General features: G+C 72.7%; 9 protein-coding genes. 5 read left to right on the top strand and 4 right to left on the bottom strand.

Going from position 1 to position 12,849, the window contains the following annotated elements:
- Positions 1–46 precede the first annotated feature (46 nt).
- Together ACIO5D_RS25450 and ACIO5D_RS25445 are read right to left on the bottom strand one after the other, a co-directional pair.
- Positions 47–994, bottom strand: coding sequence for an ABC transporter substrate-binding protein (locus tag ACIO5D_RS25450; protein WP_363604750.1), 948 nt, complete (start codon positions 992–994; stop codon positions 47–49).
- Positions 991–1,512 (bottom strand): GNAT family N-acetyltransferase, encoded by a 522-nt coding sequence (locus tag ACIO5D_RS25445; RefSeq protein ID WP_363604749.1) that lies wholly within the window; start codon positions 1,510–1,512, stop codon positions 991–993. The genes ACIO5D_RS25450 and ACIO5D_RS25445 overlap by 4 nt, the downstream gene beginning before the upstream one ends.
- Positions 1,513–2,271: 759 nt before the next feature.
- Here ACIO5D_RS25445 and ACIO5D_RS25440 point away from each other — a divergent pair.
- From ACIO5D_RS25440 to ACIO5D_RS25430, 3 genes are all read left to right on the top strand, one after another.
- Complete coding sequence (locus ACIO5D_RS25440; RefSeq protein ID WP_400654576.1) at positions 2,272–3,324, top strand: amino acid ABC transporter permease; 1,053 nt, start codon at positions 2,272–2,274, stop codon at positions 3,322–3,324.
- The gene (locus tag ACIO5D_RS25435) at positions 3,321–5,234 is read left to right on the top strand and encodes an FAD/NAD(P)-binding protein (protein ID WP_400798025.1); all 1,914 of its coding nucleotides are present in this window, start codon (positions 3,321–3,323) and stop codon (positions 5,232–5,234) included. Before ACIO5D_RS25440 ends, ACIO5D_RS25435 begins: the two co-directional genes overlap by 4 nt.
- 153 nt (positions 5,235–5,387) lie before the next feature.
- Positions 5,388–7,673 carry an FdhF/YdeP family oxidoreductase gene (locus ACIO5D_RS25430; protein WP_400798023.1) on the top strand — a complete coding sequence of 762 codons (2,286 nt, stop codon included), beginning with the start codon at positions 5,388–5,390 and terminating at the stop codon, positions 7,671–7,673.
- Positions 7,674–7,718: 45 nt separating this feature from the next.
- Here ACIO5D_RS25430 and ACIO5D_RS25425 read toward each other — a convergent pair whose 3' ends face one another.
- On the bottom strand, positions 7,719–9,338 hold the full coding sequence (locus tag ACIO5D_RS25425; RefSeq protein ID WP_400798020.1) for an NlpC/P60 family protein: 1,620 nt from the start codon (positions 9,336–9,338) through the stop codon (positions 7,719–7,721).
- Positions 9,339–9,673: 335 nt separating this feature from the next.
- Here ACIO5D_RS25425 and ACIO5D_RS25420 point away from each other — a divergent pair, with 335 nt between their 5' ends.
- On the top strand, positions 9,674–10,846 hold the full coding sequence (locus tag ACIO5D_RS25420; protein WP_400758348.1) for an anion permease: 1,173 nt from the start codon (positions 9,674–9,676) through the stop codon (positions 10,844–10,846).
- 26 nt (positions 10,847–10,872) lie between these two features.
- Entirely contained in the window at positions 10,873–11,124 is a 252-nt protein-coding gene (locus ACIO5D_RS25415; RefSeq protein ID WP_400798017.1) for a hypothetical protein, read from the top strand.
- Positions 11,125–11,235: 111 nt separating this feature from the next.
- Here the strand turns inward: ACIO5D_RS25415 and ACIO5D_RS25410 are convergent, their stop codons facing one another.
- A complete protein-coding gene (locus ACIO5D_RS25410; RefSeq protein ID WP_400654566.1) occupies positions 11,236–12,783 on the bottom strand; it encodes an MDR family MFS transporter in 1,548 nt (515 codons plus the stop codon).
- Positions 12,784–12,849 lie beyond the last annotated feature (66 nt).

Below are 12,849 nucleotides of genomic sequence, written 5' to 3'. Positions count from 1 at the left end.
CCTCCAGGAGACCTGACGCAGGGGGGCCCGAAGCCCGGACAGGGGATCACGCGTGCTCGGGCGGGCTGATCAGGGACTCCTTGATGGCCGAGTCGGCGACTCCCCACTTCGCGAGGATCCGCTCGTACGTCCCGTCCTTGATCAGCTGGTTGACGGCCGCCTGGAACGCGGGGGTGAGCGTGGAGCCCTTCTTGAAGGCGAAGCCGACGTCCAGACGGTGGAACTCACCGAGGAACCTCGTCCCGGACGCCTCCTGCGCGGCCTGGTAGCGCAGGCCGTTGATGGTGGACATCGAGATGTCCACCCGGCCCTGCTGGAGGCTGGTCAGCGCGGCGCCGGTGTCACTGAACGCCTTCACCTCGTACGGCTTCCTGCCCGCGTCGGTGCAGACGTTCTTCCTGCTGTTGAGCGTGGTCTCGAAGGTGGTGCCGGCACCGGTGCCGATGGTCAGGCCGCAGAGCTGGAGCAGGTCGGTGACCGGCTGAATGGTGGTGTTGTCCTTCTTGACCGCGAAGCCCTGGCCGTCGTCGATGTAGGTGACGAAGTCGATGGTCTTCAGCCGGGCCGTGGTGACGCCGAAGTTGCCGGTGCCGACGTCGAACTTGCCGCTGCCGAGGGCGGGCAGGATGGTCTCGAACGCGGCCTCCTCGCGCTGCACGGTCAGGCCGAGCACCCTGGCCACCGCGTCGGTGAAGTCGATGTCGATCCCGGCCGCCTTCTTGGTGGCCTGGTCGGCGTAGAACGCGCCGGGCGGGGTGCCGAACGAGGACCCGAACTTCACCGTGCCGGAGGTGCGGACGTCCTCCGGCAGCAGTGCGGCGGCGGCGTCCGACCTGGCGATCCCGGAGACGATGTCCTGCGTGGCGGCGGCGAGCGCCTCGCCGCCGCCACCCGGCCGGGCGGCGATCTTCGGGTCCGAGCCGCACGCGGCCAGCGCCAGGACCGGCAGCAGGGCGGTGGCCGCGTACAGGCGGCGGACGATGGTGGTTCTCACGGGAGTCGGTGCCTTTCGGGGGTTCGGACGGTGCGGCCGGGCAGGTGCTTCTCGAACGGCAGCGGGCCGATGGTCAGCGGGTCGGCCGTGACGTCGAAGAGCGGGGTGTAGCCGGTCGCCAGGTAGAGGCCCTTGGCCTCCGGCTGGCGTGGCCCGGTGGTGAGGTAAATACGGGTGTAGCCGGCCGCCTCGGCGGCCCGTTCCAGCTCCGTCAGGACCCTGCGCGCCAGGCCCCGGCGGCGGTGTGCGGAGTGCGTCCACATCCGCTTCAGCTCGGCGGTCCGCTGGTCGTACCGCTTGTACGCGCCCCCCGCCACCGGCTCGCCGTCCTCCAGCAGGAGCAGCAGGACGCCGGCCGGCTCCGCGAAGGCGTCCTTCGGGTAGCGGGTCATCTCCTGGTGGGCGTCCGCTCCGTACCGGCTGACGTACTCGTGGGTGAGTTCGCGCAGCAGCGGCTCGACCAGCGGGTCGTCGATGGTGACCCGGCGGACCTCGACGGCCAGGCCGGTACGGCTCACGCCTGCACCGCGATCAGCTGGTGGCGGTCGCGCTCGGCCCGGGCCGCCTTCGCGGCGCAGGACGCGTTCGGCCGGTGGACCAGCGGGATCTGGAGCTTGTCGGGCATGGTGACTGACCTTTCGGGTTGTGCGGACATCCGGTGGACCGCGGGTGGGCCGGGGCCGGAGCAGGCCATGGCGGAGCCGGACGCGGCACGCGAGGCGCGGAACACGGCTGCGCGGCGGCGACGGTGAAGGGGTGAAGGTGCAGGCGACGGTGGCGGAATCGGTGACCGGGGAACTGCCGGAGCGCAGTGGGGAGGAGGGCGAAGCGGAAGGCGGCAGCGTGCGCCTGATCAGCCGTCAGCGGTGGACGGCTTCCCGGCCCGCGTCGGGGCACCGAGGGAGGGGTCTCCGAGAGGAGAGCAGGGCCGGCTGGGCGGCCCGCTGCCGGGTCAGCCGCGACACGCCGCGGACCACACCCGACCGAAGTCGATGTGGTCGCGGGTGACCAGGGGCTGCTCGGCGTACATGGCCCCAAGTTGAACAGCCGCCGATGCGGTACGTCAACCACCCTCCATTACCGCTCTGTTGCGATCTCCTGTCGCCCCGCGACCCTGTCATCCCGCCCTTGACACGCGCCGATCGAGCATGCGTACGATCACAGCGGAGTGCAGTGCAGTGCCGGCCGCGTTGAGGGACGCGGGCCGGTGCGACGGCAGTACGTGACCACACCCGTACCTCCCCGCCTGCCCGCACCTCCAGCCTGGAGTCCTCCTCATGGCCACCCCGCAGGACGTCCTCCCCGCACCCGCCCTCCGCAAGAGCACCGGACCCACCGCCGACCCCGCCGCCGACCCCGCCACCGGTCCCGCCGAGGCCCGGATCGTCGCCCGCCGCCGCCCCGGGCAGTGGGTCTCCGCCGCCGTCGCCCTGCTGCTGTTCGCGATGGCCGTCAGCTCGGCGATCCGCAACGACGCCTTCCAGTGGGACGTGGTGGCCGACTGGTTCACCGCCACCTCCGTCCTGAACGGCCTCACCCTCACCCTCTGGCTGACCGCCGTCACCCTCACCCTCGGCTTCGTCCTCGGCACCCTGCTCGCCACCATGCGCCTCTCCACCAACCCGGTGCTGCGCACACTCAGCTGGGTCTACATCTGGATCTTCCGCTCCACCCCGCCCCTGGTGCAGCTGCTCCTCTTCTTCAACATCGGCGCGCTCTACCCGACCCTCGGCCTCGGCATCCCGTTCGGCCCGGAGTTCGTCACCGTCAAGACCGTCAACCTGATCGGCCCCACCCTCACCGCCGTGATCGGCCTCACCCTGCTGGAGGCCGCGTACGCCGCCGAGGTGGTGCGCGGCGGCATCCTCTCGGTCGACCGCGGCCAGCTGGAGGCCGCCTCCGCGCTCGGGCTGAGCCGTTGGCGGGTGCTGCGCCGGATCGTCGTCCCCCAGGCGATGCGCTCGATCGTGCCGACCGCGGGCAACATGCTGATCGGCGCGCTCAAGGGCACCAGCATCATCAGCGTGCTGGCCGTCTCCGACCTGCTGTACTCGGTGCAGCTGGTCTATCTGCAGAGCTACCAGGTCATCCCGATGCTGCTGGTCGCCACCATCTGGTACATCGTGATCACCACCGTTCTCTCCATCGGCCAGTACTACGTCGAGCGCCACTACGCCAAGGGCGCCACCCGCGAGGGCCTGCCGCCCACCCCGCTGCAGCGGGCCCGCGCCGCCTACCGCCGGCTGCGCACCGCCGCCGACGCCGATGCCGATGCCGATGCCACCGACGCCGCTGCCGTCGCCGGCCGGGCCGCCGGGGAGGCCCGGTGAACACCCTGGTGATCGTCGGCGCCGGGCCACGGGGCACCGGGCTGCTGGAGCGGATCGCCGCCAACGCGGCCGAACTGCTGCCCGCCCGGCGGCCGTTGCACATCCACCTGGTCGACCCCCACCCGCCCGGCGGCGGCCGGATCTGGCGCTACGACCAGTCCCCGCTGCTGCGGATGAACTCGATGGCCGAGGACGTCACGATGTTCACCGACGAGAAGTCCACCATCGAGGGGCCGGTCCGCCCCGGCCCCTCGCTCGCCGAGTGGGCCGCCCGCATCGAGGAGTTCGCGCCCTACCAGGAGATACCCGACCCCGGCGTCCGGGCCGAGCTGCGCACCCTCGCGCCCACCGACTTCCCCACCCGCCGGGCCCAGAGCGCCTATCTGGACTGGGTGTTCCGGCGCGCCGTGGCCGACCTGCCGCCGCAGGTCACCGTCACCGTGCACCGGGACACCGTCCGCCGGATCGAGGGCCCCGGCGACGGGCCGCAACTGGTCCACCTCGGCGACCGGGTGCTCACCGCCGACCAGGTCGTGCTCACCCTCGGCCACCTCGACTCCGCGCCACACCCCCGGTACGCCGCCGACGCCGACTTCGCCGCCCGGCACGGCCGCTTCCACCTCCCGCCCGCCTTCTCCGCCGACGCCGACCTCTCCGGCATCGCACCCGGCGAACGGCTCGTCCTGCGCGGTTTCGGCCTGGCCTTCGTCGACCTCGTCGCCCTGCTCACCGAGGGCCGCGGCGGCCGTTTCGAGGAGACCGCCGACGGCCTGGCCTACCGCCCCTCCGGCCGCGAGCCGGTGATCCACGTCGGCTCCCGGCGCGGCGTGCCGTACCACTCCAAGACCGGCTACCGCCTCCAGGGCCCGCCCGCCCCGCTCCCCCGCTACTTCGACGCCACCGCCGTGGACACCGTCCTCGCCCGCCCCGGCCCGCTCGAACTACGGCGCGACTTCTGGCCGTTGATGGCCAAGGACATCGGCTTCGGCCACTACCACGAGCTGTTCCACGCCCACCCCGAACGCACCGCGCTGCCCTGGCCGGAGTTCCTGGCCGGGTACGACCGGCACGACTGGTACTCCCCCGAGCTCGGCGAGCTGGTCGCCGCGGCCGTCCCCGACCCGGCCGACCGGCTGGACTTCGAACGGCTGGACTTCCCGCTGGCCGGCCTCGAACTCGGCTCGGCCGAGGAGCTCCAGCGGCACCTGCGCGACTACATCACCGCCGACGCCGACCGCCGCGCCGACCCCGCCCACAGCGCCGACCTCGGCGCCTTCCTCGCCCTGCTCTCGCTCTTCGGGCAGGTGCCCCGCATCCTCGCCTCCGGCCGGCTCACCGCCCGCTCGGTCGGCGAGGAGGTGGACGAGTGGTTCTTCGGCTACTTCAGCTACCTCGCCTCCGGCCCGCCCGGCTTCCGGCTGCGCCAGTTGCTCGCGCTCTCCGAGGCGGGCGTGGTCCGCTTCCTCGGCGCGGGCGTCCGGGTGGAGCGGGACGAGACCACCGGCACCTGGCGGGCCTCCGGCGCCACCGTGCCCGGCCACACCGTCACCGCCACCGCCCTGGTCGAGGCGTACCTGCCCAGGCACGCCCTGGCCCGTACCCGCGACCCGCTGCTGGCCGGGCTGCACCGTGCCGGGCGGATCGTCGAGGAGGTGGTCGCGGACGAGGAGTACACCCACCGCTCCGGGCTGCTCACCATCGCCCCCGGTGACAGCCGCGTCCTGGACCCGGCCCTGGACGGCGCCCCGCACCCGCGCCGCACCGCCCTCGGTCCGCACACCAGCCTCCGCGCGGCCGCCGCCTTCGCCCGCCCGCGCACCGACTCCCCCGGCTTCCGCCAGAACGACGCCGCCGCCCGCACCCTGCTCCGCGCCCTCGCCGGGACCCAGGCAGCCGCCCTGGCCGCCTGAGCCGCCGGGGAGCCGGGCCGCCGGGGAGCGGCGCCGCCGCCGAAGCCCGTACCGGGCCCGCGCCCGGCCCTGCCCCCGGCCACCCGCCGGGTGGAAGGATGGGGCGCGGGCCCGCACCGGCGCGCGGCCCGGACGAGCCGGAGGAGAGCGGTCATGGCCAAGCAGGCCCCGCAGAGCGATCCCGCGCAGGACGCCCCCCAGGTGTCGGCGCCCCACCACGCGGCGGCCGGGCTGCCCGCGGTCGGCCACAGTCTGCGGATGGCCGCCGAGCAGATGGGCACCCGCCGAACCCTCGCCACCCTGCGCAAGGTCAACCAGCCGGACGGCTTCGACTGCCCCGGCTGCGCCTGGCCGGAGCCCGGCAGGACGCACACCGCCGAGTTCTGCGAGAACGGCGCCAAGGCCGTCGCCGAGGAGGCCACCGAGCGGCGGATAACCGCCGAGTTCTTCGCCGCCCACCCGGTGGCCGAACTCGCCGGGCGCTCCGGCTACTGGCTCGGCCAGCAGGGCCGGCTCACCCGGCCGATGCTGCTCGACGAGGGCGCCACCCACTACGTCCCGGTCTCCTGGGACGACGCCATCGGGATCGTCGCCGAGGAGCTGCGCGCCCTGGACACCCCGAACGGCGCCGCCTTCTACACCTCCGGCCGGACCAGCAACGAGGCCGCCTTCGCCTACCAGCTGCTCGCCCGCCGCCTCGGCACCAACAACCTGCCGGACTGCTCCAACATGTGCCACGAGTCGTCCGGTTCGGCGCTCACCGAGACGCTCGGCATCGGCAAGGGCAGCGTCAGTCTGAAGGACCTCTACCAGGCCGACCTGATCATCGTGGCCGGCCAGAACCCGGGCACCAACCACCCCCGGATGCTCTCCGCCCTGGAGCGAGCCAAGCGCGCCGGCGCGACCGTCGTCAGCGTCAACCCGCTGCCCGAGGCCGGCCTCGAACGGTTCAAGAACCCGCAGCACGCCCGCGGCCTGGTCGGCCACGGCACCAAGCTGACCGACCTCTTCCTGCAGATCCGGCTCGGCGGCGACCTCGCCCTGTTCCGCGCCCTCAACCAGCTGATCCTGGAGGCGGACGGCGGCGTCGACCGGGCGTTCGTCGATGAGCACTGCCACGGCTTCGAGGAGTTCGCCGCCGAGGCCCGGACCACCGACCGCGCCGAGGTGCTGGCCGCCACCGGCCTGCCCTGGGAGCAGATCGAGGAGCTGGGCCGGCTGGTGCTGGCCTCCCGGAAGGTCATCGTCTGCTGGGCGATGGGCCTCACCCAGCACAAGCACGCCGTGCCGACCATCCGTGAGGTGGTCAACTTCCTGCTGCTGCGCGGCAACGTCGGCCGGCCGGGCGCCGGGGTCTGCCCGGTCCGCGGGCACAGCAATGTGCAGGGCGACCGGACGATGGGCATCTTCGAGCGGCCGTCCGCCGCCTTCCTGGACGCGCTCGGCAAGGAGTTCGGCTTCGAGCCGCCGCGCGCACACGGCCACGACTCGGTGGACACCATCCGCGCGATGCGCGACGGCCGGGTGAAGGTGTTCTTCGCGATGGGCGGCAACTTCGTCGCGGCCACCCCGGACACCGAGGTCACCGAGGCGGCGATGCGCCGCTGCCGGCTGACCGTGCACGTCTCCACCAAGCTCAACCGCTCGCACGTGGTGACCGGCGCCAGGGCGCTGATCCTGCCCACCCTCGGCCGCACCGACCGGGACATCACGGCCAGGGGCGCCCAGTTCGTCAGCGTCGAGGACTCGATGGGCCAGGTGCACTCCTCGCGCGGCGGCCTGCGCCCGCCCGCGCCGGGCCTGCTCTCCGAGGTGGCGATCGTCTGCCGGCTGGCCCGCGCCGTGCTCGGGCCGCAGGACAGCGTGCCGTGGGAGGACTTCGCCGCCGACTACGACACCCTGCGGGACCGGATCGCCCGGGTGGTGCCGGGCTTCGAGAACTTCAACGACCTGGTCCGCCGGCCCGGCGGCTTCACCCTGCCGCACGGCCCACGCGACTCCCGGACCTTCCCGACCGCGACCGGCCGGGCCAACTTCAGCGTCAACCCGCTCACCGCGCCCGAGGTGCCGGCCGGCCGGCTGCTGCTCCAGACACTGCGCTCGCACGACCAGTACAACACCACGATCTACGGTCTGGACGACCGCTACCGCGGTATCACCGGCGGCCGCCGGGTGGTCCTGGTGAACCCCGCCGACGCCGCCGAACTCGGCCTGCCCGAGGGCGGGTACGTCGACCTGGTCGGCGAGTGGAAGGACGGCGTGGAGCGCCGCGCCCCGCACTTCAAGGTGGTCCACTACCCGGTGGCCCGGGGCGGCGCGGCCGCGTACTACCCGGAGACCAATGTGCTGGTGCCGCTGGACTCCACCGCCGACATCAGCAACACCCCGACCTCGAAGGCCGTGGTGATCCGCTTCGAGCCGGACAGCGGCGCCCGCTGAGCCCGCCGGGCCCGGGGCCTGAGCCCCGGGCCCCGGGCGGGCCGGTCAGTTCTGGTTGGCCGGCAGGGTGCCGGTGGCGCCGGCCGTGGCGGACGCGGCCGACGACCCCTTGCCGGACGGCGAGCCGGTGCCCGTGGGCGCCTGGGTCCCCGTGCCGGACGGCGTCGTCCCCGTCGGGGTGCCGGTGGGAGTGTCGGTCGGCGAATCGGTGGGCGTCCCGGTCGGGGTGCCGGTGCTCGGCGTACCGGTGGGCGTACCCGTCGGGGTACCGGTCGGCGTCGTGGTGGGCGTCCCGGTCGGGGTGCCGGTGGGCGTGGACGGCTGGCCCGGCGTCGCCGGGTCGGTCGGCGTCGTGCCGGGCGCCGGAGTGCCGGGGGCCGGCGTCCCCGGAGCGGGCGTGCCCGGCGCCGGGGTGCCGGGCGTGGCCGGGACCTGGTTGGCCGGGCTCGGGGCGATCGGGGTCACCGAGTCCCAGCCGGCCGGGAGGTCCGGCACCTTCCAGGCGCCGCCCTGCTCGTCCGAGGCGGTCTCCGGGTCCGGTCGGACGGCACCGAGGATCGGCATCGAGCCGATCGGCGACACCTTGATGACGGCGCCGGGCCGGGGCGCCTGGACGACCAGCCCGCCGCCGATGTACATCGCGACGTGGGTGGCGCCCTCGAAGTAGATGACCAGGTCGCCGGGGCGCATCTGGTTCAGCGGGATGTGCTGGAGCTGGGCCCACTGCTCCTGGCTGGTGCGCGGGATCGGCCGTCCGGCGTGCAGCCAGGCCTGCGAGGTGAGGCCCGAGCAGTCGAAGACGTCCGGCCCGGCGCCGCCCCACACGTACGGCTTGTTGAGCTGCGCCAGCGCGTACGTGATGGCGGCACGGCCGGCCAGCGAGGGGGTGCGCTCGCCCTTGCCGAGCACGCCGGAGGCGAGGAAGGCCAGCTGGGCCTCGTCGGCCTTGGCCTTCTCCAGCTTCTCCAGCTCGGCGCGCTGGGCGCCGGTCAGCGAGGAGACCAGTTGCTCGACGGCGGTCAGGTCGGTGGCGACCTTGACCTTGGCGGCGTCCTGCTGGGCGGCCAGCGCCTGGGAGTCCTTGAGCGCGTCCTCGTTCTGCTTCCGCAGCCCGGTGAGCGCGTCGCGGTCGGACTTGAGCCGGTCCAGGAAGTCGGACTGCGAGCGGCTGGCGGTGGCGAGCAGCTCGGCGATGGTGACCGCCTCGTACGGGTCCTTGGAGAGCAGCAGTTCGGCGTAGGCGGAGGCGGCGCCGTTGCGGTACTGGGCGGCGGCGAGCTGGGCGGCCACGTCGGTGCCGGCGTCCACCTGCTTCTGCTGTCGCTCCAGCCGGCCCTGGAGGTCGGCGAGCGCGGCCTGCTGCTCGGCGACCCTGGCGACGGAGGCGTTGTACTGCTCGGTGGCCGCCTCGGCGCCCTTGTACAGCTCGTGCAGCTGGTCGAGCAGCGGGCCGAGGGTGGCCTTGGCGTCGGCCAGCGGGTCGGTACCGGGGACGGTGGCCGGGGCGCCGACACCCGGGCCGCCCGGGTCGGGGGCGGCGTACGCGGCCTGGGTGGCCAGTGGCAGGGCGAGCGCGGCGGCCGCGAGCACGGCTCCGCAGCGCAGGGCGGCCCGCACCCACGGTCGTACGCCCGTCGACTCCGTGCGTTGTGCAGCCCCGCCCATGGGTTCGTCCTCCCCGCCCCTGCCTGACGTCCGGGGTCCCCGGACCCCGCCGATCCTGCCATGGGTTACTCGCCGGAAACAGGCCGCACCAGGACCGGCTGATGAATTCTCCGTTCATCTGTGAGACAGGTCTCAGCAAACCGGAGCGAACCAGGATTTTCTCCACTAATGTCCAGCTCAGCACGGGCAGGGACACCCTGCGGCAAGGCGCTGGAAACCCGTGGGACACTCACGGAACCACGATTCCCGACCCAGTTCACCTTCCGTTTACCAAGCGTCCCTACCGTCGCGACCGACACCAACGTCCGTGCGACAACTACGACGATTGTTTGGGTATGGAACACATCTCGTTCCTGGTAGCCGTTGTGATCATCACGGCACTCGCCTTCGACTTCACCAACGGCTTCCACGACACCGCCAACGCGATGGCCACCTCCATCGCCACGGGAGCCCTCCGCCCGAAGGTCGCAGTCACCATCGCGGCCGTCCTCAACTTCGCGGGCGCGTTCCTCTCCGTGAAGGTCGCCACCACCATCTCCGGCGGCATCGTCAACGAGAAGGCCGGCATCCATCCCGAGATCATCTTCGCCGCGCTGGTCGGCGCGATCCTGTGGAACCTGCTCACCTGGCTGAGAGGTCTGCCGTCCAGTTCCTCGCACGCGCTCTACGGCGGTCTGATCGGCGCCACCGTGGTCGGCGTCGGCGTCAACGGGGTCAACTTCGACACCGTGCTCAGCAAGATCCTGATCCCGGCGATCGCCTCCCCGCTGGTCGCGGGCCTGGCCTCGTGGGGCGCCACCAAGCTGGCGTACGCGATCACCCGCAAGAGCGACGGCAAGACCGTCACCAAGGGTTTCAAGACCGGCCAGATGTTCTCCTCCTCACTGATCTCGCTGGCGCACGGCACCAACGACGCCCAGAAGACGATGGGCATCATCACCCTGACGCTGGTCTCGGTCGGCGCCCTGCCCAAGGGCGCGCTGCCCCCCACCTGGGTGATCATCTCGGCCGGTGCGGCCATCGCGCTCGGCACCTACATGGGCGGCTGGCGGATCATCCGCTCGATGGGCAAGGGGCTGGCGGACATCCAGGCGCCGCAGGGGTTCGCCTCCGAGTCGGCCGCCGCGACCGTCATCCTGACCTCCTCGCACATGGGCTTCGGCCTCTCCACCACCCAGGTCTGCTCGGGCGGCATCATGGGCGCCGGCCTCGGCGGCCCGAAGGGCGAGCTGCGCTGGAGCCTGGTCCGCCGCATGGTCTACACCTGGGGCCTGACCCTGCCCGCGGCCGCCGCGGTGGCGGGCGGCGCGGCCTTCCTGGTCGAGCAGGGCACCTGGGGCGTGGTCGTGGCCGGCGCCGCCCTGGTGGCCGGCTCGGGCGCGATGTGGCTCGTCTCGCGCCGCCAGCCGGTCGGCGCGGACAACGTCAACGACATCACCCCGGTCGAGGTCGCCCCGGCCCCCGCGCCCGTCACCCCCACCCCCGCCTCGACCACGGTCGCGGCCTGAGCGCCGCAGGCTGAGGAGCACACACCATGCACATCAAGTGGAACGCCCTGGCCCAGACCGCCGGTGTCAGCTTCGGCATCACCGTCGCCGTGGTCTCCGTCTTCGCGCTCGGCATCCTGGCGCTCTCCCGCCGCGAGGCCGTGACGGCCCGGCACGCGGGCACGGACGCCCCGGCCGCCGGCGGCAGCGGCCGGCTGGCGCTGGTCGGCGCGTACGCCTGCTTCGGCGTCTGCGCGGCGGCCGTCGTCTACGGGCTGACGCTGATCGCCGGCAAGTAGCACGGCCGTACGGCCGTGAAGGAGAGGGGCCGGGGAGTGGAATCACCACTCCCCGGCCCCTCTCCTCATCCCGCCGTCCCGACGCCGTCCGGCCGGTCGGCCGCCCCGGGCTCAGTCCTGCTGCGAGGTGCGCAGCGCGGTCTCCCGGATGAACAGCACCGTGATGAAGGCCAGCAGCGCGAACGGCGCCGCGACCAGGAACACCACGCCCACACCGTGCCCGAAGGCGTCCGTCACCAGCGGGACGACCGGGGCGGGCAGCTTGTGCAGGTCCGGGATGCCGCCACCGCCGGCGCCGGCGGCCGGGATGTGCGCGGCGGTGAGGTTCTCCGTCAGGTAGTGGCCGACCCTGTTGTTCATCAGGGCGCCGAGCGCGGAGACGCCCATCGCACCGCCCATGGTGCGGAAGAAGGTGACCACCGAGCTGGCCGCGCCGAGCTCGCTCCGCGCCACCGTGTTCTGCACCGCCAGGACGAGGTTCTGCATGGTCAGGCCGAGGCCGACGCCGGTGATGGCCATGTAGAGCGAGAGCAGCCCGTAGTGGGTGTCGGCCCGGACGGTGCCGAGCAGGGCGAAGCCGATCGCCAGCAGCAGGGTGCCGGAGACGAGGTACGCCTTCCACTTGCCGTACTTGGTGATCATCTTTCCGGCCACGGTGGAGGAGACGGCCAGGCCGAGGATCATCGGCAGGGTCATCAGGCCGGCGATGGTCGGGGACTTCTCCCGGGCCAGCTGGAAGTACTGGCTGAGGAAGGTGGTCGCGCCGTACATCCCGATGCCGACCAGCACGCTGGCGACCGCCGCCAGGGTGACGGTGCGGTAGCGGAAGAGGTGCGGCGGGATGATCGGCTCGGCGGCCCGGCGCTCGATCACCACGGCCAGGGCGCCCAGCGCCAGGCCGCCGCCGACCATGGCCGCGGTCTGCCAGGAGAGCCAGGCATAGTTCTTGCCGGCCAGCGTGATCCAGATCATCAGCAGGCTGACGGCGCCGGTGATGACCAGCGCGCCCAGGTAGTCGATCTTCACCTTGCGCTTGACCACCGGCAGCTTGAGGGTGCGCTGCAGCACCAGGATCGCGGCCAGCGCGAACGGGATGCCGACGTAGAAGCACCAGCGCCAGCCCAGCCAGGAGGTGTCCACGATGACGCCGCCGATCAGCGGCCCGCCGATGGTAGCCAGGGCGAAGACGGCGCCGAAGTAGCCGCTGTACCGGCCGCGCTCACGCGGCGGGACCATCGCCGCCAGGCAGATCTGGGCCAGCGCGGTGACACCGCCGGCGCCGATGCCCTGGAGGGCACGGCAGGCGATCAGCTGTCCGGTGTTCTGGGAGAGACCGGCCAGCGCCGAGGAGGCGATGTAGATCACCAGGGCGATCTGCAGCAGCAGCTTCTTGCTGGCGAGGTCGGAGAGCTTGCCCCAGATCGGGGTGGAGGCGGTGAGCGTGAGCAGGGTGGCGGTGATCACCCAGGTGTAGGCGGACTGACCGCCGTGCAGGTCGGTGAGGATCCGCGGCAGCGCGTTGGAGACGACCGTCGACGAGAGCACGGCCACGAAGAGACCGAGCAGCAGGCCGGAGAGCGCCTCCATCACCTGCCGGTGCGTCATGGGCTGGTCGTCGGCGGTGGCGGCTCCGGTCGCGGCGTGGGTGGTGACGGTCATCTGGGTCCTTCTGCGGGGTACGGGGGATGCGAGAAATCGTTGCCTTAAGCAACCATAGGGGCGATG

The sequence above is a fragment of the Kitasatospora sp. NPDC087315 genome (assembly GCF_044744345.1).
In the GTDB taxonomy this organism is placed as follows: Bacteria; Actinomycetota; Actinomycetes; order Streptomycetales; family Streptomycetaceae; genus Kitasatospora.
Note: the sequence above shows the minus strand (reverse complement) of the source record. Positions and strands in the feature narration are given on the sequence as shown.

Bases quoted from the DNA above. Each gene is read 5' to 3' on its own strand.
- ACIO5D_RS25410 (WP_400654566.1), bottom strand. From the start codon at position 12,783: ATGACCGTCACCACCCACGCCGCGACCGGAGCCGCCACCGCCGACGAC.
- ACIO5D_RS25430 (WP_400798023.1), top strand. From the start codon at position 5,388: ATGGCCAAGCAGGCCCCGCAGAGCGATCCCGCGCAGGACGCCCCCCAG.
- ACIO5D_RS25420 (WP_400758348.1), top strand. From the start codon at position 9,674: ATGGAACACATCTCGTTCCTGGTAGCCGTTGTGATCATCACGGCACTC.
- ACIO5D_RS25415 (WP_400798017.1), top strand. From the start codon at position 10,873: ATGCACATCAAGTGGAACGCCCTGGCCCAGACCGCCGGTGTCAGCTTC.
- ACIO5D_RS25425 (WP_400798020.1), bottom strand. From the start codon at position 9,338: ATGGGCGGGGCTGCACAACGCACGGAGTCGACGGGCGTACGACCGTGG.
- ACIO5D_RS25440 (WP_400654576.1), top strand. From the start codon at position 2,272: ATGGCCACCCCGCAGGACGTCCTCCCCGCACCCGCCCTCCGCAAGAGC.